Annotated in this window: 23 protein-coding genes and 2 pseudogenes; 13 read left to right on the top strand and 12 right to left on the bottom strand. The window is 69.0% G+C overall.

The annotated features are described in order from the left end of the window. Positions 1-148 precede the first annotated feature (148 nt). Positions 149-1,642, bottom strand: coding sequence for a VMAP-C domain-containing protein (locus tag LNK82_RS25775; RefSeq protein WP_230569574.1), 1,494 nt, complete (start codon positions 1,640-1,642; stop codon positions 149-151). A gap of 137 nt (positions 1,643-1,779) precedes the next feature. Beyond that, complete coding sequence (locus tag LNK82_RS25770) at positions 1,780-3,729, bottom strand: MDR family MFS transporter (RefSeq protein WP_230569703.1); 1,950 nt, start codon at positions 3,727-3,729, stop codon at positions 1,780-1,782. A 135-nt stretch (positions 3,730-3,864) separates the two neighbouring features. Here LNK82_RS25770 and LNK82_RS25765 point away from each other — a divergent pair, with 135 nt between their 5' ends. Both LNK82_RS25765 and LNK82_RS25760 read left to right on the top strand, forming a co-directional pair. Further along, on the top strand, positions 3,865-4,788 hold the full coding sequence (locus LNK82_RS25765; RefSeq protein WP_230569573.1) for an alpha/beta hydrolase family protein: 924 nt from the start codon (positions 3,865-3,867) through the stop codon (positions 4,786-4,788). Positions 4,789-4,925: 137 nt separating this feature from the next. Next, positions 4,926-5,933, top strand: a complete 1,008-nt coding sequence (locus LNK82_RS25760; protein WP_230569572.1) for an NAD(P)-dependent alcohol dehydrogenase — start codon at positions 4,926-4,928, stop codon at positions 5,931-5,933. 98 nt (positions 5,934-6,031) lie between these two features. Here the strand turns inward: LNK82_RS25760 and LNK82_RS48385 are convergent. The 5 genes and pseudogenes from LNK82_RS48385 to LNK82_RS25740 all read right to left on the bottom strand — a co-directional run. Continuing rightward, positions 6,032-6,178, bottom strand: a pseudogene (locus LNK82_RS48385) (DUF6817 domain-containing protein); the annotation flags it as partial. A 483-nt stretch (positions 6,179-6,661) separates the two neighbouring features. After that, a complete protein-coding gene (locus LNK82_RS25755) occupies positions 6,662-7,006 on the bottom strand; it encodes a hypothetical protein (protein ID WP_230569571.1) in 345 nt (114 codons plus the stop codon). Positions 7,007-7,237: 231 nt separating this feature from the next. Then, positions 7,238-7,996 (bottom strand): GAF and ANTAR domain-containing protein, encoded by a 759-nt coding sequence (locus LNK82_RS25750; RefSeq protein ID WP_230569570.1) that lies wholly within the window; start codon positions 7,994-7,996, stop codon positions 7,238-7,240. A 102-nt stretch (positions 7,997-8,098) separates the two neighbouring features. Further along, complete coding sequence (locus LNK82_RS25745; RefSeq protein ID WP_230569569.1) at positions 8,099-8,398, bottom strand: hypothetical protein; 300 nt, start codon at positions 8,396-8,398, stop codon at positions 8,099-8,101. Positions 8,399-8,560: 162 nt separating this feature from the next. Beyond that, entirely contained in the window at positions 8,561-8,722 is a 162-nt protein-coding gene (locus tag LNK82_RS25740; RefSeq protein ID WP_230569568.1) for a hypothetical protein, read from the bottom strand. Positions 8,723-9,407: 685 nt separating this feature from the next. Between LNK82_RS25740 and LNK82_RS25735 the strand changes: the two genes are divergently transcribed. After that, positions 9,408-10,385: an L-threonylcarbamoyladenylate synthase gene (locus tag LNK82_RS25735; protein ID WP_230569567.1), complete on the top strand. Its 978-nt coding sequence runs from the start codon at positions 9,408-9,410 to the stop codon at positions 10,383-10,385. Positions 10,386-10,423: 38 nt separating this feature from the next. Here LNK82_RS25735 and LNK82_RS25730 read toward each other — a convergent pair whose 3' ends face one another. Continuing rightward, entirely contained in the window at positions 10,424-10,672 is a 249-nt protein-coding gene (locus LNK82_RS25730; RefSeq protein ID WP_230569566.1) for a hypothetical protein, read from the bottom strand. A gap of 19 nt (positions 10,673-10,691) precedes the next feature. Between LNK82_RS25730 and LNK82_RS48630 the strand changes: the two genes are divergently transcribed. After that, a complete protein-coding gene (locus tag LNK82_RS48630; RefSeq protein ID WP_443706263.1) occupies positions 10,692-10,895 on the top strand; it encodes a DUF7455 domain-containing protein in 204 nt (67 codons plus the stop codon). A 194-nt stretch (positions 10,896-11,089) separates the two neighbouring features. Here LNK82_RS48630 and LNK82_RS25725 read toward each other — a convergent pair whose 3' ends face one another. Continuing rightward, the gene (locus tag LNK82_RS25725) at positions 11,090-11,674 is read right to left on the bottom strand and encodes a TetR/AcrR family transcriptional regulator (protein ID WP_230569565.1); all 585 of its coding nucleotides are present in this window, start codon (positions 11,672-11,674) and stop codon (positions 11,090-11,092) included. Between the two features lie 102 nt (positions 11,675-11,776). On the opposite strand from LNK82_RS25725, the gene LNK82_RS25720 reads away from it, so the two are divergent. Beyond that, positions 11,777-13,201 (top strand): FAD-dependent monooxygenase, encoded by a 1,425-nt coding sequence (locus LNK82_RS25720; protein WP_230569564.1) that lies wholly within the window; start codon positions 11,777-11,779, stop codon positions 13,199-13,201. 193 nt (positions 13,202-13,394) lie between these two features. On the opposite strand, the gene LNK82_RS25715 is transcribed toward LNK82_RS25720, so the two are convergent. Continuing rightward, a complete protein-coding gene (locus LNK82_RS25715) occupies positions 13,395-13,838 on the bottom strand; it encodes a hypothetical protein (RefSeq protein ID WP_230569563.1) in 444 nt (147 codons plus the stop codon). A 1,519-nt stretch (positions 13,839-15,357) separates the two neighbouring features. On the opposite strand from LNK82_RS25715, the gene LNK82_RS25710 reads away from it, so the two are divergent. From LNK82_RS25710 to LNK82_RS25685, 7 genes and pseudogenes are all read left to right on the top strand, one after another. Further along, a complete protein-coding gene (locus tag LNK82_RS25710) occupies positions 15,358-15,882 on the top strand; it encodes a hypothetical protein (RefSeq protein WP_230569562.1) in 525 nt (174 codons plus the stop codon). A 3-nt stretch (positions 15,883-15,885) separates the two neighbouring features. Continuing rightward, positions 15,886-16,380, top strand: a complete 495-nt coding sequence (locus LNK82_RS47895; protein ID WP_308257269.1) for a hypothetical protein — start codon at positions 15,886-15,888, stop codon at positions 16,378-16,380. A 7-nt stretch (positions 16,381-16,387) separates the two neighbouring features. Further along, positions 16,388-16,942, top strand: a complete 555-nt coding sequence (locus tag LNK82_RS47890; RefSeq protein WP_308257268.1) for a tyrosine-type recombinase/integrase — start codon at positions 16,388-16,390, stop codon at positions 16,940-16,942. Between the two features lie 147 nt (positions 16,943-17,089). Further along, complete coding sequence (locus LNK82_RS47030) at positions 17,090-17,524, top strand: transposase (protein ID WP_268997068.1); 435 nt, start codon at positions 17,090-17,092, stop codon at positions 17,522-17,524. A gap of 15 nt (positions 17,525-17,539) precedes the next feature. Beyond that, positions 17,540-18,094 (top strand): annotated as a pseudogene (locus LNK82_RS25695) (IS5 family transposase); the annotation flags it as partial. A gap of 734 nt (positions 18,095-18,828) precedes the next feature. Then, positions 18,829-19,143, top strand: coding sequence for a hypothetical protein (locus LNK82_RS25690; RefSeq protein WP_230569559.1), 315 nt, complete (start codon positions 18,829-18,831; stop codon positions 19,141-19,143). An 86-nt stretch (positions 19,144-19,229) separates the two neighbouring features. Continuing rightward, positions 19,230-19,733, top strand: a complete 504-nt coding sequence (locus LNK82_RS25685; RefSeq protein WP_230569558.1) for an RNA polymerase sigma factor — start codon at positions 19,230-19,232, stop codon at positions 19,731-19,733. Positions 19,734-19,838: 105 nt separating this feature from the next. On the opposite strand, the gene LNK82_RS25680 is transcribed toward LNK82_RS25685, so the two are convergent. Next, entirely contained in the window at positions 19,839-20,291 is a 453-nt protein-coding gene (locus LNK82_RS25680) for a gamma-glutamylcyclotransferase family protein (protein ID WP_230569557.1), read from the bottom strand. Continuing rightward, positions 20,206-20,649 (bottom strand): hypothetical protein, encoded by a 444-nt coding sequence (locus LNK82_RS25675; RefSeq protein ID WP_230569556.1) that lies wholly within the window; start codon positions 20,647-20,649, stop codon positions 20,206-20,208. The genes LNK82_RS25680 and LNK82_RS25675 overlap by 86 nt, the downstream gene beginning before the upstream one ends. Before the next feature lie 176 nt (positions 20,650-20,825). Here LNK82_RS25675 and LNK82_RS25670 point away from each other — a divergent pair, with 176 nt between their 5' ends. Continuing rightward, entirely contained in the window at positions 20,826-21,776 is a 951-nt protein-coding gene (locus LNK82_RS25670) for an SAVMC3_10250 family protein (protein WP_230569555.1), read from the top strand. Positions 21,777-21,899 lie beyond the last annotated feature (123 nt).

The raw sequence follows: 21,899 nt of genomic DNA, 5'->3' as shown, positions 1-21,899 counted from the left end.
AGTGGATCGATTCCGAACAGGGAGGATAATCGGGGATACACCTGGGAATCGACTACTATCTCACCATTTCGAGTGAACCGACTGCTACGCCTAACAGGTGAATTAGCAACCACTGTGCGTCTGGTATCGGGGGCACGCCGACTCGGCATCAGATACCTCCCTGCGAACCCCACCCAGAGGCCAGAGGTTCCGGTAGACGCTCCGCGTCGTCCCACAATACGGCAAGACTCCGGCCCGCGTGCGGCCCATCTGACTCATTCGTGCGCAGCGCTTCCCGGCGCAACCGGGCCAACCGATCCGGCAACCGACGCACCTCCCCCTCGGCGAACAACCGCGTCACGGCCTCGTGGAAGTGACTGGTCGAACAGTCCTCCCGATCCCAGATGATGATCGGGATGCCGGCCCTGAACGCCATCGCCGCCTCGTGCCACGCCCTACCCCGACGATCACCCGGCGGCTCGCTGAGCACCAGCGACACGATCGAGGTGTCGTTCAGGTCCACCGCCATGCCGGTGAGGTCCCACCCGCCGTTGGTCCGACTCCAGTACGGGCGCGCGGCCTCCGCGGAGATCGCGTTCCACCGCTGCTTCCACACCAACCAGTACCGCTGCGCCCGCGTCCGCTCCAGGCTCCGCACCAACACCGGGTGATCCACCGCCAACGGCACGCTGACATCGGCCGGGGAAGCCTTCGGCCAGAATTCGACCGCGGTGTTGATCATCTCCCAGGGCAGCGCGAACTCCACCACGATGGCACTGACGTGCTCGGCCGCCGGCGTCACGCCCAACTCGGCCTCCAACTCCGCGATCACCCGGTCGACCTCCGCCTCCAAGTCGTCCCGCCGGATCGCGGCATCACCACGACGACGGCCGTGCCAACCGGCACCCTCCCAGTTCAACCAGTGCGAGAGCACCACCTTGGCCTGGTCGACCGGATCCGGATCGACCTCGAAGACGAGGTGCACCACATCGGAGTCATCGCCGTCGGCCTTCGTTTCGTTGCGCCAACGGGCTTCCTCGACCAGATCGGTCACCTCGAACTTCTCCGCCAACCTCCAGTTGCAGCGGCGCAGCTCCGCCGCCAGGGCGCCGTCCTCGAGGCGTCCGGCGAGGCAGTCCACCAGCACCATGGCGGGCAGCAGGGCGCCCGGACCGGCGTTGTGGTCGGCGAGGTGCAGGAACAGCGACCACACGGACCGGCACCGCGCGGGCAGGTCGTCGCAGTGCCCGTCGGTGGCCACGTCGGCCAGGCGGCGCAGCTCACGCCGCTCCTCGAACGGGTCGTCGGAGAGCCGCACCGACCGCAACGCCTTCGCCAGCCGGTCCCAGTCCCCCGTCGGCAGCGCCCGGAAGGCCACCCACTCGTCCCCCAGCTCGACCAACTGGGCGGTCTCGGGCGAGTGGGGGTCCACCAACCGGAGGCAGTCGACCAGGTAGCGCAACCCGCCGGCGTGGCGGCAGCACCACCGGACGAGGCCGAGGAGCTGGAGGTGGACCTCGGAACCCTCCAAGGGCACCTGCTCACCGAGGACGTCGGACAGCAGGCTCACCAGCATGGTGCGCCCCCGCTCGGCGCGCAGGCTCTCGCAGCGCTCCAACAACGCGACGATCTCGCCTTGCAACCTCAGTTGGGTGGTGCTCACCCCTTCGTCCACGACCATGCGACCATCCCCCCTCCACCGTCGGCGCGCCGCATCCGGACAAGCGCCGACCTGAGAGAACCGTGACTCCCGGCCGTCACTGTTTCACAGGCGCAAGTGGGGTTCTCCGCAAAATGCGGTCAGCGGACGGCGACGGGGTGGCGGGTCAGCGCCCGGCCGCTGGTGGTCAGCTCGGTGGCCACGCGGTCGACCGCGTCGGTGAACTCGGGCTCGTCGCAGTGCCAGTCGGTGAGCTTGACGAGCAACCAGCGGCGCCAGGCGGCGACCAGGTCGGTGAACACCTCGGTGCCCTGAGGCGTGAAGCGGTAGCGGGCGTCGGATTCGGTGACGTAGCCCCTGGTCTGGAGTTGGCGGGCCACCGGTTCGAAGACGCCCGCGGGCACCTTCGTGGCCTCGGCCAGTCGTTCGAGGGTGGCGTGGCCGTGGTCGACGCTCTGCCGGAACACCTTGACCAGCAGCCACGCCTGGGCGTGCGTGAGCGGGACACCCGAGTCGCGCAGCACGTCCGGCGTGGGGTCGCGGCGCTCGCGGCTGACGATCAGGGCGACCAGCTTCGCCAGCTCGTCGCCGGAGTCGGACGTGTGCGGCGCGGCGAAGTTGTCGCCCACCTCGGTCGCGGCGGCACGGGCGGTGTCGCGCAGCGGGACTTCCTTGAGGAACAGGGCGACCAGGAACGCGACCGCGGCGACCGGAGCGGCGGACAGGAACACCAGGTGCAGGGTGTCGGCGTACGCGGCGATGATCGGGGCCTTGAGCTGGTCCGGCAGGGCGTGCAGGGCCTGCACGTTCGCCGCGGCGGCCGGGTCGACGCCCGGTGGGACGGCGGCGGCGAGGTTGTCCGGCAGGGTGCTCGCGTACACCGTGCCGAAGACCGCCACGCCGAACGAACTGCCCAACGTGCGCAGGAAGCTCACCCCGGACGTGGCCACGCCGAGGTCCTCGTAGCTGCTGGTGCTCTGCACGACCACCATCGCGACCGGCATGCACATGCCGACACCGAGGCCGAGCACGAGCATGTACGTCGACGCCTGCCAGAACGACGTCTCCGGCTGCAGCCGGGACAGCAGGAGCAGCCCGCCGACCATGAGCAGGCTGCCGACGATCGGGAACACCCGGTAGCGGCCGGTCTTGCTGATCACGTTGCCGGTCGTGATCGAGGCGACGAGCAGGCCGAGCACCAGCGGCAGCATCTCCAGGCCCGACTGGGTGGCCGACGCGCCGTGCACGTACTGCAGGTAGGTGGGCAGGAACGTGACGCCGCCGAGCATCGCGAACCCGACCACGAAGCTGAGCACCACGCACACGGTGAACACGCGGTCGCGGAACAGGCGCATGGGCAGCATCGGTTCGGCGGCCCGGTTCTCCACGACCACGAACAGGCCGAGCGCGATCACCGACCCGATCGCCATCAGGATGATCGTCGGCGACGCCCACGGGTACTGCACGCCGCCCCAACTGGTGACGAGGGTGAGGCCGGTCGCGGCCAGGGAGACGAGCAGGATGCCCAGGTAGTCGATCTTCGGCCGGGCAGTGCCACGCAAACCGGACACACCCACGCCGGGCAGCGCGAACGCGCCGACGGCCAGCACCACCACGCCGAGCGGCAGGTTGACGTAGAACGCCCAGCGCCAGCTCAGGTGGTCCACGAACAGGCCGCCGAGCAGCGGGCCGACCACCGTGGCCACGCCGAACACCGCGCCGATGAACCCCTGGTACTTGCCGCGCTCCGACAGCGGCACGACGTCCGCGATGACGGCGGCCGAGGTCACCATCAGCCCGCCCGCGCCGAGCCCCTGCACCGCGCGCGCCAGGATGAGCCACGTCATCGAATCGGCCCAACCGCACAGGAACGAGCCGACCAGGAACAGCGCGACGCTGGTCAGGAACGCCCGCTTGCGGCCGAACAGGTCGCCGAACTTGCCGATCAGCGCGGTCATGACGGTCTCGGCGAGCAGGTAGGACGTGACCACCCAGGACAGGTGCCCGCCACCGCCGAGGTCGCTGACGATGGTCGGCAGCGCGGTCGCCACGATCGTCTGGTCGAGGGCGGCGAGGAGCATCCCGAGCATGATCACCGCGACCACCGCGCGCCGCGCGCCGCGCCCGACCTCCACCCGTTCGACCACGTGGACCTCCTGGGCCGACGATAAAACCGCCGCCGCGCACCCGCCCGCCACGACCACGGCCGGGTGATACTCGATCCCATGGGGAACCTTCGCGACATCACCGTCGCCGGCGCGGGCGTGACGTTGGCGGGTTCGCTGACCGCGCCCGGCACCGGCGAGCCGGCGCCCGCCGTGGTCATGGTCGGCGGCTCGGGACCGTCCGACCGGGACAACGGCGGCTACTTCCCGGCGATCCGCGCGCACCTGGTGGCCGCCGGGTTCGCCGTGCTGTCCTACGACAAGCGCGGCGTCGGCGGCTCGTCCGGCGACTGGCGCGACTCGACGCCGGCCGACCTGGCCGCCGACGCCGCCGCCGCGCTGGACTTCCTGCGCGGTCAGCCCGGCGTGCGGGCCGGGGCCACCGGGCTGTTCGGCCACAGCGAGGGCGGCGGGGTGGTCCTGCGCGCGGCCACCCTGCGCGACGACGTGCCGTGGGTGGTCACCAGCGGCACACCGGGCATGACGTACGCCGCCCAGGACCGCTACGCGGTGGCCACCTGGCTGAGGGGGACGGAAGGCGTCACCGACAAGGGTGTCGACGCCGCTCTGGCCGCATACGACCGCGTGGTCGAAGCCGGTCGGCGCGACGCCGACTTCGCGGAGGCGAACCGGCGGTTCGAGGATGAGCCGTCGCCACCCGAGTTCGTCGAGAACTGGGCCGACGTGGACGAGCGCCTCTGGGAGTCCATGAAGCGCAAGCTGGACCACGACCCGATCCCGGACGCGCTGCGCCTGCGCTGCCCGCACCTGGCGGTCTTCGGCGGCGCGGACGAGCTGGTCCCGGTCACCGAGAGCGTCGAGCTGTTCACCGCCGCCGCCACGCACCCCGACCGCGACCCGCGGGCGACGTTGACCGTCGAGGTGTTCCCGGGCGCCGACCACCGCGTCCTCGTCGACGGCGGCCACCTGGCGCCCGGTTACCTCGACGTCCTGACCCGCTGGATCACCGCCCACTCCAACTGACGACGCCGTGCCGCGAAATCCGTGTCCCCCTTAGGGTTCCTCCCTGATGTCCGCACGGCGTGCGCTCCTCTACCGTCGCCGCCAGAGCCGACGCTTCCGGCAGGCCGGCCACGCACCCGCACGCCACGGAGGCCCCCATGAAGGCGATCGTCCAGGACCGCTACGGCTCGTCCGACACCTTGCGGTTGGCGGAGGTGGACACCCCGACACCGGCCGACGACGAGGTGCTGGTCCGGGTGCACGCGGCGTCGGTCAACGCAGCCGACTGGCACGTCATGCGCGGCGACCCGCGCCTCGCGCGCGTGGTGATGCCGGCGGCCTTCGGCTGGTCCGGTCCCAAGCGGCGCATCCGGGGTCGTGACTTCGCCGGTCGGGTGGAGGCGGTCGGCCGGCGCGTGACCCGGTTCCGACCCGGTGACGAGGTGTTCGGCGACCTCGGCTTCGCCGACGGCGCGTTCGCCGAGTACGTGTGCGCGCCGGAGGAACTGGTGGCGCGCAAGCCGGCGGCGCTGACGTTCGAGCAGGCGGCGGCGATGCCGGTGGCGGGCAACACCGCCCTCATGGGCGTGCGCGACCTGGCCGGAGCCCGTCCGGGACAGCGGATGCTGGTCAACGGGGCCTCCGGCGGCGTCGGCACGTTCGCCGTGCAGATCGCCAAGTCGTTCGGCGCCGAGGTGACCGCGGTGTGCAGCACGAGGAACGTCGACCTGCTCCGGGCGATCGGCGCGGACCACGTCGTGGACTACGAGGAAGAGGACTTCGCCGCGAGCGGGCAGCGCTACGACGTCGTCTTCGACCTCGTGGCGAACCGCTCCCTGACCGACCTCCGGCGGGCCCTGACGCCCCAGGGGGTCCTGGTGCTCAGCGGTGGCGGCGTGTCGGACGGCGGCAGCCTCGTCGGGCCGATGGGCCTGAGCGTCAAGGCCGCGCTGACGTCCCGCTTCGTCAGCCAGCGCTTCGTCGCGCTGAACACGAAGACGAGCCGGGAGAACCTGGCGACGCTGGCCGGGCTGGCGGAGTCGGGCGAGGTGGTCCCGGTCATCGACCGGACGTACCCGCTGCCCGAGGCCCCGGAGGCCGTCCGGTACCTCGAACTGGAGCACGCCCGGGCCAAGGTCGTCATCACGGTCGACCAACCGGGCTGAGGACCGGTCGCGACGGTCGGGCGCGGACACCGCCCGCTCAGCCGACGACACGACGAGGCGGAAACCAGCCGCGGCCAGGTGCGGTCGCGGTCACAGGCGCCGTACAGGTGGACCAACTTCTCCGCCGACTCCCCGATGAGGACCCGCGGCGTGGTGCGGTCGGCGGGGTCGAGCAGCGCGAGGTCGAAACCGTCCGTGCCGTACACCGCGTGCGCCAAGCCAGCCAGACGCGGCCATGCCCGCACGTCCCGCTCGGCACTCACGGCTCGACCATAGCGGCGGTGGACACGACCGGACGGTGCGGTTCGCCACGTGGCGTCGATTCTCCTGGACCGCCGGCTCCGGAACTCGTCCAAGTCGATGCACTGGATGACGTGGGCGGTGCGCCTCGGTGGTGGGGGGGGGGGGGGGGGGGGGCGGGGGGGCCGCCCCCCCCCCCCCCCCCCCCCCCCCCCCCCCCCCCCCCCCGCGACCAGACCGCCGTGGGGCGCGCTGTCTGCTCAACGGCACCGCGTCGAGCCTGGCCCACCACTGGCGCGGTCCCGCCGTACCCATGGCACGGCACCGGCAGGCTACCCACCACGACCGGTCTGAACCCCTTGCCGCCTATGTCGTCGGTCGCGTGCCGTCGGAGGAGGCAGGAGTGGTGGGACACCTTGGGCGGTGACCGGCAGCGGGGTCCCGGCCGCCCGCTCGGTCAACCGCCGACGGGACGCGGCCGGGGCGCACTACCGCAGGCCGCGGGTGATGAAGGCGTCGGCGCCGGCCCGGACGCGGAACGGTTCGAGGTCGGCGCGTTGCCGCGCGGCCCGGTCGATCAGGTGGTCGAAGTCGACGTCGGGCAGGCGTTCCCGCAGCCCCGCGAGGTCGCGCAGGGTCGTCCAGAGCTGCTTCTTGCCGTCGATGCCCATCGCGAGGAACTCCAACTCCTCGAACCGGCTCAACGGCGAGTACGTCGTCAGCCGGCCGTTGCGCTTGAGGCGGCCGAGGCGTTCGGCACCCAGCGCCAGGCCGGTCTTGACGGGTCGGTGCGCACCCCGAGCCGTCGCATGATCGTGCGAACGTCTCGACATCCTCCGCGATGGCAGTCGCGACACCTCCCACAGCGGCGCCGAGCTCGGTGCCGCGGTTGTTGCGCTGCGCGCGCCGCGCCGGCTCGCGCCACAACACGCCCATCGCGAGCTGGTCCTTCAGGTAGATGCCCAGGAAGTCGTCCACGGACGCCAGGTGCCCGGTCCGTCGTCCGCCCGAACCCTTGCGACAGCGGCACGCCCGCGCTGACGACGCCCCGACCGGACCACTTGTCAGTCCTCGGCGGCGAGGAGGTCGTTGACGAAGCGCTCGGCGAAGTCGCGGAGCTTGACGTTCTCGCGCTGCGACCGCTCGACCAGCATCGTGAACGCCTCGTCGGCGCCCACCCGGTGCACCGCCATGACGATGCCCTTGGCCTGGTCGATGACCGCCCGCGAGGTCAACGCTTGCCGCAGCTGGGCTGTCTGCTCACGCGCGTTGAAGTAGCGGCGGGCGTTGCGCATCGCCGCCTCGGCAGCGGTGGTGTACAGCTCCAGCAGCGCCACGTCGAGCGCTCGGAAGCCGTCGGTCCGCTCGCTGTAGAGGTTGAGCGACCCCGGGGCCTCCTCGTCGACGCACAACGGCACCGACAGGAAGCCGGCCACGGCGAACCCTGAGACCTCCTCGGCGAAGGCCGGCCACCGGTTCGGCAGCTCGTCCGCCACCGCGTGCACGAGCTGACCTGTCCGCGCGGCCTGCAGGCACGGCCCTTCCTCGGCCCGGTACTGCGCGAGGTCCACCTGCAACGCGTCTTGCCGGGTCATCGCCCCGGTCACCGGACCCTCGTCGGACAACAGCGTCACGCTCACCATGTCGGCACCGGGGATCGCGTGCCCGACCTGGTTGCAGACCCGGTCGAGGATCGCCGACAAGTCCTCCTCCTGCTCGAGGACCGCGCACAACCCGGCCAACGCGCCTGTGACGTCGTCCAGGCGCCGGATCACCACATCGGTGATCTTGTCGCCCACCCTGCCCCGCGGTCTGCCGTCCATCACCCTGCCTCCTCCATCAGTGCCGCCCACCGTCCCGCTCCCGCGGGTCCGGCGGCGGGACCGCTGCCACCACGCCGATAACGTGCCCTTTCCGAATCGTCGTCACACCCGCAGGGCCGCAGTCGACGCGGGCAGCGCCGTGCCGGCCCCCTTCCGCGGTGGCCGCCGGACGCGGTGGTCATCCGCGCCGACGGCGAAGGGGATGCTCAGCCGCGCGGTGTCGAAGACGCCGTCCGACTCGGCCGCCCGGGGCCCGCTGCGACGCCACGTCGAGCGAACCCGAGACCGGAAGGCGCTCACCGCCGGGTCCGGCACGAAACAGGCGGTGGCCCCGGAAGGCGGCGGTGCGACCTCCCGCACGGCGGCGCGGGCGACGGCCACCGGCTCGACGAGGTCCGCCACGACATACCGCGAAGTCGGCGATGCCCCGGTCAGCTCGGGGCTTGAGGTGACGTCTCCGTCGTCCCGACGGCAGGTGCGCGGGGCACCCTCGTGACGACCTCCCCGTCCGGCGCCGGCACATCGCGCGTCGCCGGAGCGACCGGGCCCGCGCCGGGTCGGTGGTCAGTCCGGCGGTTCCGCTGCGGCCGCGTCGTGGCTGACGTCCTGGCCGGTCGGTGCCGTGCGCTCGACGTCCGGGGCCCGCACGTCCAGGCCGTCCAGGCGCGGCGTGCCCGGCGAGTGGGGCGGGTCGGGGTTGACCGGTGCGTTGTCACCTTCCGTCACCGCAGGTGGTTACCCAGGGCGATCGATGGTCAAGCACCTCGATCGAGTGATCTCGGAGCAACGCGCTATGCCGATCGGCCGCTCCTCCACCGGGTGGCGGAGGGCACTTCCGACGGGGAACCGAGGCGCGTCGTACGGTTCTCCAGGGTGGTCGGTGCGGTCCGTGTCCCCCGGGCCCCACCTGTAACGCCTTCGCGGAACACCGTTCGGCTGGAGCCGCGTCGTACCACTCGCCGAGAGGCGACCGCCGTACCGACCCCTTGATCCCCTCCACCGGCCCCGGCCGCACGCCGGCACGAGCGGTCAGGTGGACCCCTGCTCGCCCCGTGTCCCGTGACCCGGACTCACCTCCACGATCGGTCGGGCCCGAACACCGGCACCCGGACGCGTTCGGTGAAGGGGTCGACGAGCACCTGACCGAAGACCAACCGGGCCGCGGACCGGTGTTCCGCTCCCCGGCCGATCGAGCACGTGGCCCGGGAGGACGCCCGCTGGTGCGCGGCGGCGAGTGGTGTCCGGCGTGGGCCTGTGGTCGCGCCCGCCCGCTCACCGACGCGCCGACCTGAACCGGACCCGACGTGACCCGAGCGGCGGGAACCGCCCACCAGCCGGTCCCGCCTCCGGGGTGTGCCCGTCGGTGGACCCCGGAACCGCTGCCGGTGGTCGCGGTAGAAGAATCGCGTGGATGTCCGCTCCAACCACCGACATCGAAAAAGCCGCGGGTGTCCTGCGTGACGGCGGCCTGGTGGCCGTGCCGACCGAAACCGTCTACGGTCTCGGCGCGAACGCCGAGGACCCCACCGCCGTCAGGCGCGTCTTCCAGGTCAAAGGACGCCCGCCATCCCACCCGCTGATCGTCCACATCGGCGGTGCGGAGCACCTCGACGACTGGGTCCGGGACGTTCCCCCCGCCGCGCGCCTGATCGCCGCACGTTTCTGGCCGGGTCCGCTGACCCTGGTCCTGCCGCGCGGTCGCCGGGTGCCGCTCGAAGCGACCGGTGGCTTGGACACGGTGGCCGTGCGCGTGCCCGACCACGCCGTCGCGCTCGCGTTGCTGACGACGTTCGGCGGCGCGGTGGCGGCCCCGTCCGCCAACCGCTTCGGCTCGGTCAGCCCCACGACCGCCGACCACGTCCGGGCGGAGCTCGGCGACGCCGTCGACTTCGTCCTTGACGGCGGTCCCTGCCAGGTCGGCCTCGAGTCGACCATCGTCGACGCCACCGGCCACGTCCCCGCCATCCTCCGACCGGGCGGAGTGGCCCGCGAGGAGCTCGAAGACGTGCTGGGGCACCCGCTCGCGGTCCACTCGACGAGCCAGGTCCGGGTACCGGGTCAACACCCGTCCCACTACGCGCCGCAGGCGCGAGTCGTCCTGGTCGAACCCGAGGACCTCCTCGCCGAGGCCGAACTCGCCGGCGCACGAGGTCACCGGGTCGGCATCCTGCTCCCGCCCTCCGCCGCGGACGCCCCGGTGGCGGCGCACGCGGTGATCGCCGTCCCCGCCTCGATGCCCGACTACGCGCGCGGGCTGTACGGGTTCTTGCGCGCACTCGACCAGGATGGGTGCGACCTCGTCATTGCCTCCCTGCCGACCGAGGACGGGCTGGGACTGGCGATCGCCAACCGCCTCCGCCGAGCCGCAGGACCCCGGCCCGCCGGCTGACCGACCGCCGCTGTGCGGGCATGTGGCCGCCGGCCGCATCAGGTCGTGGGAACGTGCTCCAAGCCGCGGGCCGCGACGACGTGCGCGCTGCCGTCTGCCAACCGGTAGCACAGGTCGACCACGGCCGTCCGGCCGGCGTCCACCCGCTCGGCCGGCACCTGCGACCGCTCCAGCAGCAGGTCGGCGGTGCGACTGACGTGCTCGGCCACGACCTGCCCCGGCTCCACGCGGCCCACCGCGTCCTGGTTCGGGTGCTCCGGCGTGCCGGAGACGAAGCACCGGAGCAACAGAGGAGAGAGGACAACCATGACGACCGCGCTCGACACCATCACGACCGCCTTGAACCCCGTCGCAGACCGGTGTGACCGGTGCGGTGCGGGTGCATGGATGCGCGTGGTGCTACCGGAGGGGCAGCTGACGTTCTGCGACTACCACGAACTCCGGCACCGAGCCGCGCTGGAGCGCGTCGCCGTGCGGATGGAGCACCACGTCGAACCCCGCGACCGCTGATCACCGCGCCCGAGCGGAGGAGACCCGGCGCGGGAGATCAAGCAGCGGCGCGTAGACGTGCAGGACGACAAGACCAGGGCCAAGGCACGCCCGCGCGTGAGGGCGCTGTCCGAGGATCACCTGCCTGCGCCGCTCGCCAGGCGGCCTGGTCGTGCCGCAGGCCTCGCTGCGCATCGGGTTCGGTTCGTCCGCGCCTACTCCCCCTGCTCGCCGGTCAGGTACCGCTGCACCGTCGGGCCGAGCCAGGCCACGACCGCGGCACGGTCCAGCGCGACGACCGGCGGCAGGCGAAGAACGTACCTGCTCAGCGCGAACCCGAGTGCCTGGGTGGCGACCAGCCCGGCCCGCACCGGGGCCTCGGCCGGATCGGCGGCCAGCGCCGCGACCGCGGGTCCCAGCTGGGCCGCGAAGAGCTCGCGCATGCGGTCGGCCGCCGCCTGGTTGGTGACAGCCGCCCGCAGCAGCGCCATGAGCGTGTCGTCGTGCTCCCAGCGGTCGACGAGGTGCCCGGTCAGCCGGGTGCCGATCTCGTCGCGGGGCACACCGGTCAGGTCCGGGAGCCGCAGGTCGAACTCCGCGGCGGCGGCGAACAGCTTCTCCTTGTTGCCGTAGTAGCGCATGACCATGGACGGGTCGATGTTCGCGTCGGCGGCGATCGCCCGGATGGTCGCCCGCTCGTAGCCGTCCGCCGCGAAGCGCTCCCGCGCGGCCGTGAGGATCGCCGCCCTGGTCGCGTCGGAGCGGCGCGCCTTGGTCCCCGCGCTGCCGTCGTCCGTCATGACAACAACTGTAGGCCAACACCTGTTGACATGTCGAGCGGAGTCGGCTTACTGTTTGCCAACAAGCGTTGGCAAACAGGTGTTGACTTGAGGGAGGCGGACATGACCGAGGTGATCGTGGTCGGCGCGGGCCCCACCGGACTGCTGGTGGCGGGCGACCTGGCCGAAGCCGGTGTCGCGGTGACGGTGCTGGAGAAGCGGGACGGCCGGGTGTCGAACCTGTCGCGGGCGTTCGCCGTGCACGCCCGCACGCTGGAGATGCTCGACGCCCGCGGGCTGGCCGAGGAGCTGGACCCGACCGGCGCCGCGCGCGTCACCGACATCCGGCTGTTCGACCGGGTGCACGTGGACCTCGGCAGGCTGCCGAGCCGGTTCCCGCACATGCTGGTGACACCCCAGTACAACGTGGAACGGGCACTGCTCGCGCGGGCGCTGCGGGCGGGGGTGGAGATCGTGCACGACGCGGCGGTGACCGCGGTGCGCCAGGACGCGACGGGCGCGGAGGTGGACACGACCGGCGGCACGTACCGCGCGGACTACGTGGTGGGCGCGGACGGCTTCCACAGCGCGGTGCGCCACGCGCTCGGCCAGCCGTTCCCGGGCAAGTCGGTGCTGAAGTCGATCATGCTGGCGGACGTGCGGCTGCGCGAGACGCCGCCGGACACGCTGACGGTCAACGGATCCGGCTCCGAGTTCACCTTCATCGCCCCGTTCGGTGACGGCTGGTGGCGGGTCTTCGCCTGGGACCGGCGCGGTGACGTCAGCGACGACACCCCGTTGGAGCTGGAAGAGGTCCGCGCGATCACCAAGCGGGCGCTGGGCACCGACTTCGGCATGCACGAGGCCCGCTGGTTGTCCCGCTTCCACAGCGACGAGCGGCAGGTGCCCCACTACCGCGTGGGTCGCGTGTTCCTGGCCGGCGACGCCGCCCACGTCCACTCCCCGGCCGGCGGCATGGGCATGAACACCGGCCTGCAGGACGCGGCGAACCTGAGCTGGAAGCTGGCGGCCGTGCTCCGCGGCGCCCCCGACGCCCTGCTCGACACCTACCAGGCAGAACGCCACCCGGTCGGCGAGGAAGTCCTGCGCATCAGCGGCACGATGATCAGGCTGGCGATGGCACGATCGCGCGTCCTCCGCACCCTTCGCGGTCTGGTCGGCGGCACCGCCTTGCGCGTCCCCGCGATCCACCGCGGGATCACCGGCCGCCTGTCCGCACTCGGCTTCCGCTACCGCGCGCCCCGCGGCGAGCACCGACTGACCGGGACCCGGATGCCCGACGTGGCCCTCGCCGGCGGCACCCGGCTCTACGAGGCCCTGCGCGGCGGCCGTTTCGTGCTCGTGGGCACGGGCGACGTCACCGGCTGGGAAGACCGCGTGCGCGTCACCACCCCGGTCCGACCAGGAACCAACACGGTCCTCGTCCGCCCTGACGGCTACGTGGCCAAGGTCTTCGCCGGCACCCCCGACCCGACCGCGCTGCGCAACGCACTCGCGGCGCTGGCGGGCAAGTCGGTCGCCGAGTAAGCGGACCAGCCCGCGGGAAGCCGGACCGCGACCGCAGTCGACGCGGTCACCGACCTCGCACGCCGCCTGACGTCGTCGAGCGCTGCTTCGACCGGTTCGAGCAATTCGGCGGCCTGGCCCCGTTGCGCTGCACGAGCCGCCTACCACCGAGCCGGGATCCTCGACGGAGTGTCGGCCGGAGGACCGGCGCCGTTCACGGCCCGAACCTCTCGACCCAGCTTTTCAGCAGCCCCAGGTTCGTCAGCGGGATGTAGTGACCGAGCCGCGGGTGGTCCAGCGTCACACCGAAGACGCCGGCCTGGCCGAACGAGGCGACGTAGTCGATCGCGGCCGGCATCGGCACGCCCAGCAACGGCGCCGCGTCGCCCTCCGGGTCGAGCAGGCCGAGCGCACGGGCGGCTTCGTTAGCCCGTGCTGCGCTGCTGTAGAGGCAGATCATCGACCCCTGCTCGGCGGCCACGGCATAGGGACGGGGTCGGTCCGCCGAGCCCCGCGCGATGAAGAACCAGTGCTCCAACGAGGTCGCCTGGCGCCACAGCGCGATCTGCGCCGTCGTGTCCCCTGCGGGCGCTGCCTTGACCGCCTCCTCGAGGCGGTCCAACTCGGCGACCGCCTCGGGGCTGTTGTCCCTGGTCATTCGGTTCTCTCTCGTCCGCTCGGCTGCGACTGGCCGTACCGGCCGGATCGACGCGACCCGGCACGGCGTGCGGACGGCACCGAACACCCTCGGGAGCAGCCAGTCGCCTCGGTCTCGCGCACGATAGGCTATTCGGGTGACGGACCGGGCCACATCGGTCGTTCGCACCACACGCGCCGGTGCACGCGGCGACCGGCGCCGAACCGGGGCCCTCCGACCGTCGAATGCCATGGGAAATGGGCTTTCCGCCTGAGATCAGGAAAATCGAACCAGCACTCTTTTGCCGATTGACGTGCGTGACCACCGGGCAGGAGGCTCACCGGAGTCTATCCGTGACCTATTTCAGATCAGACGGAATGGAGACGGCCCGTTGACGGCGGGCGTCGACGCGACGGTGGAGGCCGTGCGGTCCAGCTCCCAGCCCGATCGGGAGCACACCCTGCACGAGATCACCGGTCCGCGGAATCCGGACGGCGCACCCGACTACCCCGACGCCATCGTCGAAGAGTGGCTGGGCACCCAACGGGCGCGATTCCCGTCGGACCCGCCGCCGAGAGCCCGCAGGCCGGTTCGACCTCGCCCGACTCGGCTTCCTCATCAAGGCGATCGAGGTGCAGAAGGAAGCCGTCGCCGCAGCGGAGCCAGGCTCGGCGAAGGCCGGCACGCTGCTCACCCTCGTCGAACCACAGCGGAAGTCAGGCGACGTCACCCACGCGTGGGAAACGCTGCGCGAATGCGCTGACGCCACGCCTCCCCACCGGTTCTGGAAGGAAGGCGACCGGGAGATGCACGGCGTCACCCGGCTGTGGATGGACGGCGTCCCGGACGCCGCGATCACCGCCGTCGAGCACGCCGGAGACGTCCACCTGCGCACCCGCTACCTGACGATCCGCGACACCGAGCTCCGCGCACCGGACCGATCGCCGGTCCGCTCGGGTCCGGCAGCGCGCGGTCCAGCCAAGCCTGACCGAAGATCGACAACGTCGCGGACCCGTTACGCATGGCCACCTCCGTGGTCGCGGGTCGGCCATGCCCGAAATCGGGCACGGCATTTGGACCGGTGGTTGGCTGTGGCCATGCTGGAGCTCGTGGGAGACGAGGTGCCGGACAGACGCTCGACAACACTCCCGCGTGGGATTGTTCCCACCTTCTGTCGAAGGTGGAAGCACATAGGTCCACCTTAACACCCAGCTGTCGACCGCCGTCAATGGTGGGAAAATTCCCACATCGGACACCGACGAGAGACAGCTTTCGTCACTCCAGGTAGCACCTCGCGTTTCATCAGATGGAACCGCACCCCTCCCGCTCACGCGTCCGGGTGGCGCCCCACCGACCGACCCCGGAATGTCGATAAATTCCATTCAGTGAAACATTTCCGCGACACTCGCCGCCACTCGGACCCCACTCTTGCTGACACCTCCGATCGCCCGGCTTTCGATCCATGGAATATTGGCCTCCATGACCGACTGAAGGTAATCTCGTCGACGCGTCTAGCGCCTGGCAGATCATGGGGGATTCGATGGGCGGCGAGGTTACAGCCGGTCGACGGTCGCTGGTTCCGAGAGGGATGGGTTTTTCCGGGGTCGACGATGCGGTCGTCGAGGCACTGAACTACCCTTCCGTAATTTCGGGAAGCCGACGACAAGTGACGACAATCAATCTCGGCGACATGGCTTCGCGCATCGATAGTGCAGAACTGGGATGCGCGATATCTTTGGTGGACGATCGCGGCCGGATTTCGAGCCGTCATGTGTTTCACCAACTGAACTGGCGACCTCACATCAGGCTGACCGCTTCGTTCGGGCGAAACTATGCGGTTCTGAAGGCAGTGCCGGATGGCAGCCTGTCGATCGACGACAAGTTGCGCCTGAGATTACCGGCGGGTATTCTCCACTACTGCGACCTGGCGAGCGGCGAACGCGCATTCCTGGTGGCAGTACCCGAATACAACATGCTTGTCGTTCACTCACGCCTGAATCTCGAGGAAATGGTCAGGTCTTTCCACCGGCTCAAGCTTAACGGACAGCAGACGGAAGGGAGGTGATCCGTGGCCACAGATGACAACGTAGCCATGGCGCGACTGCTCGTCGAGAAGTTGGGGGTGTCTCCACAGCAACTTCTCGAAGAAGGTGGACCACGACGGCGACTTCCCACGTTCGGCGAGTTCATCCCGACCGTCTCGGCGGTGGTCCCGGCGGGAACGTTGCAGGTGTATTCGACTTACTGGAGGAAGATCCTGGCGGCGTGGGGAGACCGTCGCTTGGATGAGATCGAGGCGATGGATGTCAATTGGCTTGTTGAGCACGCGAAGGCGACCGTGGTGGTGCGTCGGTCGGGTCGTGGTGGACACAGTGCGGCGGAGCATGCTTTCCAGGCGTTGCGGTGCTTGTACCGGCATGCGGTTCGCAACCGGTTGATGCATCAGTGGGACGATCCGACTGAGCTGGTCAGGAAGCCGAAGCGGGTGAAGTCCAGCCGAAGGGCTTTGGACGTCGGTTTGGTCGAGCAGATCGTGAAGGTCGCGTCGACGAACGGGGCGTGATCCGAAGTTGGATGCACTGCTGTTGCGGTTGCATATCGAGACCGCATGCCGGCGTGGTGGTGCGCTGGCCTTGCGGGTGCGCGACCTCGACCCGGAGCAGTGTCTGATCTTGCTACGGGAGAAGGGCAATATGCATCGCTGGCAGCCGGTGTCACCGACGCTGATGGCTCATCTGCGCAGGCATGCCCATGCGCGCGGGGCTCATGATCCGGAAAGTCCCGCGTTGCGATACTCGAACGGGCGACCGTTGACCGCGCGCCGTTACAATCACTTGTGGGAGCGGATCGGCGAGCATGTCGAATCGGTACACACGCAGGGAATCTCGACGCACTGGTTGCGTCATACGACGTTGACTTGGGTGGAGCGAAGCTTCGGCTACGCGGTCGCTCGAGCGTATGCGGGCCACTCCACGGCCACGACCAACCGATACGGCGTAACAGCCACTTACGTACGCGCGTCGGTGAACGAGGTAGCCGAGGCCCTGTCGGCTCTATCTGGCGAAGTCCACCCACTGGCTCCCCAGGCCGAGTTCACGGAAAGCTCGTTCGCCGTTGCCGACTGAGACCGCCTCGAGACGCGGCAGCGACGGCCGCAGTTGGTAACGACGCACACGATCGCCACCAACCGGCAACCAAACCCGGTCCCACTCGGTGGCGATCGAGGTTGAGGCGGAGCGGCGGTGACTCGGCTGGACGGCTCGTGCATCGAAATGCGGTGGTCTAAGTGCCCGTTTCCGAGCTTGGGCAGGCGAAGGCTCTTTGGTGCGCAGACGAGGGAACTCCTGGTAGATCGGACGTTGTCGAAGCGCCGCTCTGCCAGGAGTTCCGTAGTTATCGTGCCCGATGCCCGCGGGCGGATCCACCGCGGGTGCCCCGTGCTGCCGCTTGGCCGCCTCACATCAGCCCACCCGACGGGCGGCTCGGTATCCCACCGACGTCACCGACGCCCAGTGGGCCGAGCTCGACCCGCTGCTGCCCGATCCGGCGTGTCTCGCCGGTCGGGTGGGAGGTGGGAGAAGCACTGCCGTCGGGTGATCGTGGACGCGATCCTCTACGTGGTGGACAACGGCATCAAGTGGCGGGCCTTGCCATCGGATTTCCCGCCCTGGCCCACGGTCTACAAGCGTTTCGCCGCCTGGGAGTAGGCCGGTGCGTCGCAGCGACTGCTCGACGCGTTGCGCGACCGCGTCCGCCTGGCCGAGGGCCGGGTGGCGGCGCCGTCGGCGGCGGTCATGGACTCGCAGTCGGTGCGCGCCGCGCAGACCGTGAGCCGGGCCACGCGAGGTTGGGACGGCGGAAAGAAGGTCCAAGGCCGCAAGCGGCACATCGTCGTGGACACCCTGGGATTGCTCGTGGCCGTGTTGGTCACGCCCGCCTCGACTCAGGACCGGGTCGCCGCCCGCAGCCTGCTCCGACGCCTGCGCGACACCACCGGGAAACGGGCCACACTGGTATGGGCCGACGGCGGCTACACCGGCCCGCTCCTCGACTGGGCCCGCAAGACCCTCGACCTGGTGGTGGAGAACGTCCAACGTCCACAAGTGCCGTACTTCACCGTGCTGCCCAGAAGGTGGGTGGTCGAGCGAAGCCTTGCCTGGATCACCGGACACCGCCGCTGCGTGCGCGACTACGAACGCCTACCCCGCCACCACGAGGCCATGGTCCGCTGGTCAATGATCCACATAACCAGCCGACGACTCACCCAACGCCAGTAGCTCGGAACCGACTACTAACAGGGCGGAGCCGCCTGCGCTCTCGGAGTTCAGTCATAGGCAGCTCGTGGCGCAGCGGCAAGCTCCTCGACGCCTATGGCGCCAGCCCGGCCAACGGCGTCAACCTCGCCCAGTGGACCAACGACGGCGGCTAGAACATCAGCTTCGACGGGTGGACGCGGTCTGCTGTGGCCTGGGTGGACGTTCGTAGGGGTCGCGGATGATGAGCTTTGATCACTGTTTCGTTTCAGCCAGTGACATTCGAACATTGTTCGAATGTCCCGCTGATCGGGAGATGCCATCGCCAAACAGGCAAAAGGTGTGACGGTACGTGTAGGTGTCTGGTGCGTAACCGCGTTTAGCGGGGTGCGCATTGGTACGTTCGGGTGAACGGTATAAAAGAGGTTCAGCAGTTTGCCCCTGGGGGGCATATAACCGGTGGCACCGCTCGTGCGGGTGGTGCCAGGACCCTCTGTTGGGTTCGACGAAGGTCCACCGCTCGGCTCCCTCCAGATGTCCCAAGGGCCGAGCGGTGGGCTTACACCAGCACTCCGACTCCGCCGGGTAGTCTCGCGTCACTCCTTCGGGTTGCTCCCCTGCACGGCCGAGTGAGCTGGTGGTGTGTGCCTTGAGCGAACTACATCGCTGTAGTTAGGTTGATTGCATCCACTGCAGCTGGCTCTTGGAGGGGACTGGGCAGTGGTATTCGTCGAATACCCAACTGAAAAGGAGTGATCGTGTCGATCACCCTGAGCGAGGAGCAGTCGCCCCTTGCTCCTTTGCCGCGACGCCACTGGATGCTATACGTCCTGCCTGTCGCGCTCATCACCACGGTCCTGCTGGGTGAAAGTGGGCTTGTCTCCACCGTGCAACCGGGCATCGTGCCCTTGGCCATTGTGTTCGGCCTCCAGACCTTCGGTCATCTGGCCATGGATCTCTGGCGCCGCTTCAGGCCGGGTGACATTACGATTGCTATCACGGTACGTGCGCACGGTCGGCCGCCTCAGGCGAAGAAGCTCGCCGCCATCAAGTCGGGCACCGACAGCCGCTAAACCACAACTTCGGAGGAGTAATGTCACTTGGGCGAGTCGGCGAAACGGTGTTGTCGCCGACTCGCCCACATGATGTGCAGTCGTTCGTGGAGTTCTACAAGCAACACTACGGGAGACTGCGCTACAGGCTTCGTGTCCTTGTGCGCGACGATGCTGCCGCTGAGGATATTCTCTCTGATACGATGACCCTGATGTGGTCGCGGTGGCGCGAGCTGGCTGGCCCGAGTGACGAGAAAGACGGCTTTCCGCGGATGCGGGCCTACGCATATCGGACGGCGTACCTGAAGCTCGCAAGGTATAGGCAGCGGGTCAATTGCGACTCATCGCTGACCTGCTTCGAGGCAGAGTCGGAGATCTTCGCCTCGTACAACGATGCGAGTGTGGGTGCTGAGCTTGCCGAAACTATGGGTGAAATAGCAAGGCTGCCGGAGCAACAGCGTCTGACTCTCGTGTTGAAGCTTCTGGGCTACGAAGACGAAGAGGTCGCCGAGAAGCTCGGCGTTAAACGGGCGACCGTTCGAAGCAACTTGACTCACGCTCGGCGCAAGATTGTCGACTATCTTGCTCGCCATGCCTCTCTGGTCTACTAGTCCGGGTCGTTGCGTGGTTGAGCGGGTCGACGAGCCGGTCATCCGAACTCGCCAAGGCCGACAGTCCGGGGCGGGTGGATGCGGCGTTGCGGCGCGTGGAGTTGGTCAAGCCTGCGACTCGTACCAGCTCCGCCACTCTCGGCAGCGTTCCACGTACGCGGCCAGCTCCCGGTCGGCGAAGTTGGCGATGTCCCAGTCGTGGGGGAGCGCCTCGGCCTCGTCGTGACTGACATAGGCCCAGCCGCTCCGCTCGCCGTCGAGGGGAAGGCGGCGAAGTTGGTAAAGGTCGTTCTCGAAGGCATCCAGCGTTGCCCACTCGGTACTGGTCAGGCCTGCCAGGAGCATTCCGTTGGCCTGTCCGGCGGCCGGGACGAGCACGGGATAGACGTGGTCCCGGAGGGCCGCCACGCGCCATCCCTTGGCTGTCGCCATCGTGCTGGGCGGTACGCGATCGAGGAGCGTGCGCAGGACGTCAGGAAAGCGCAGGCTTCCGTAGACGAACAGCGTTGCCGCCTCCCCCGATATCTGGCCCAGCCGGCCAGCGCGCTGCGAGGTCACGGGGTGTGAGTGGGTCGCGATACGCGGCATGAAGTACCTCCGTGGCCACGGTACCGGGTGCCTCGGCCAAGGACACGAACCAAGCAATTCCGGCCGGGTAGGACCACAGATAGGAGCGGAGCAGGGGATCGGTGCCGCAGTCGGTCAGGTGGTCGGCGATGGTGGCGTCGCTCCAGAACGGCACGCGGGCGCGGGCGTGAGCTGCACAGTCCGCGGCGCTGACACCGTCGTTGATGGCCAGGTGCAGCTCGGCCTCGACCAGCCGGAGGTAGTGGTCAAGCCGGACGCGGGCCGTCAGGGCGGGGTCATCGGGCGTCACGAATAGGGGCAGCGCCTGGGCCAGCCCTTCGAACACCACTTGATGAGGGGAGAACACCGTACACCAACCACGCATGGCATGTGTACAAGCAGTTTGGCGATCGATATCATTCTCGACTGAACTCAACCAGGCTCGTCAATCGTGCCCAATTGGGGCACTGTGCTGCCCATCTAGCAGCGTAGCGGCCAGCGGAGAGATCGTTGCAGGGAGTAGTGATGCGCGTCCGACACTATCTTTACATCTCCAAAGGAAAGGTCGGCCTTTACCTGCCGCAGGTTCGGAAAACCCAAGGGCAGACGAAAACTAGAGCGGAACTCAAGGTCGGACCTGTCGGCGGGCAGGTTGAGAGGGTGGTCGAACCAATCACAGGATTGGTCGCAGACCTCGAGAAGCTCATCGACTCGTTGCGAACCAAGAACTTGATCGGGACGCTGGACGACCCGAAGGAGTTCCTCGCGCTGGAGGGAACCGTTCGTCCCCTCGTAGCGGGCGGGTACGTACTCTTCGGCGGGCAGGCAGCGACAGCGACACAGCAGGCAACGATCGTCTTGACGTGCTCGATCGAGCACATGCTGGGCAACGCGATCGGCGGACAGTCGTTGTGGGACCCTCGGCGCGATTCCGGCGAACTCAAGGCAAAGATCCACCATGAGTCGTCGACGAACATCGCCTTCTCTCGTACACTGCATAGGCTTGTCAATGCAGAGTATGACTTCCAGGCTTCGCAGTACGACGCCACCGCCGACCTTACCCGAAGGCGGGCGCGCTACCAGCTCACCGATGAAGAAGCCGCTGCCATAGCTAGGCGCCGATGGGTCAACAGGTTCCTGGGTTTCATCTACCCATCCGGCCTTGAACGCGTGATCTCAGCACGGTTGATCAAGCCCTTCGTCTTTCCATTCCTCTGGCTGTTTCTTGGAGCTGGCAGGCACGTTAAGGCGAAGGCCGCAGCACTGGAGCGAGCGCGGCGCCTCGCCAAGATCGACCTTGATAATGAGTTGGCTCAGGAGCGGCTTGAGCTCGTGGCGAGCATACGACCGGCCGCCCGGCACCTAGATGCACCGCCTGTTCCGTTCGAGGGCGTTGTTCTCCGACTTGTGGACGAGGTTATAAATGATGAGCGAGTCATTCTAGCTAGCCCTCTTTACCTAGCTCGACGGTTGTAGCCGGATGGCGTAGGCGGATGGCGTAGGCGGATGTGTTGGTCGCACTTCCATCCTGCCGCCGAAAGACCCAGGTAGTTGTTGGTGTGGGGGTGTGGGCGCGACGGCCTGAGCTGGCGATCACCT

Origin of the sequence: Saccharothrix luteola (assembly GCF_020859565.1) — a bacterium.
Lineage (GTDB): Bacteria > Actinomycetota > Actinomycetes > Mycobacteriales > Pseudonocardiaceae > Actinosynnema > Actinosynnema luteola.
The sequence above is the reverse complement of the archived record's forward strand: the minus strand, read 5'-3'. Positions and strand labels throughout refer to the sequence as shown.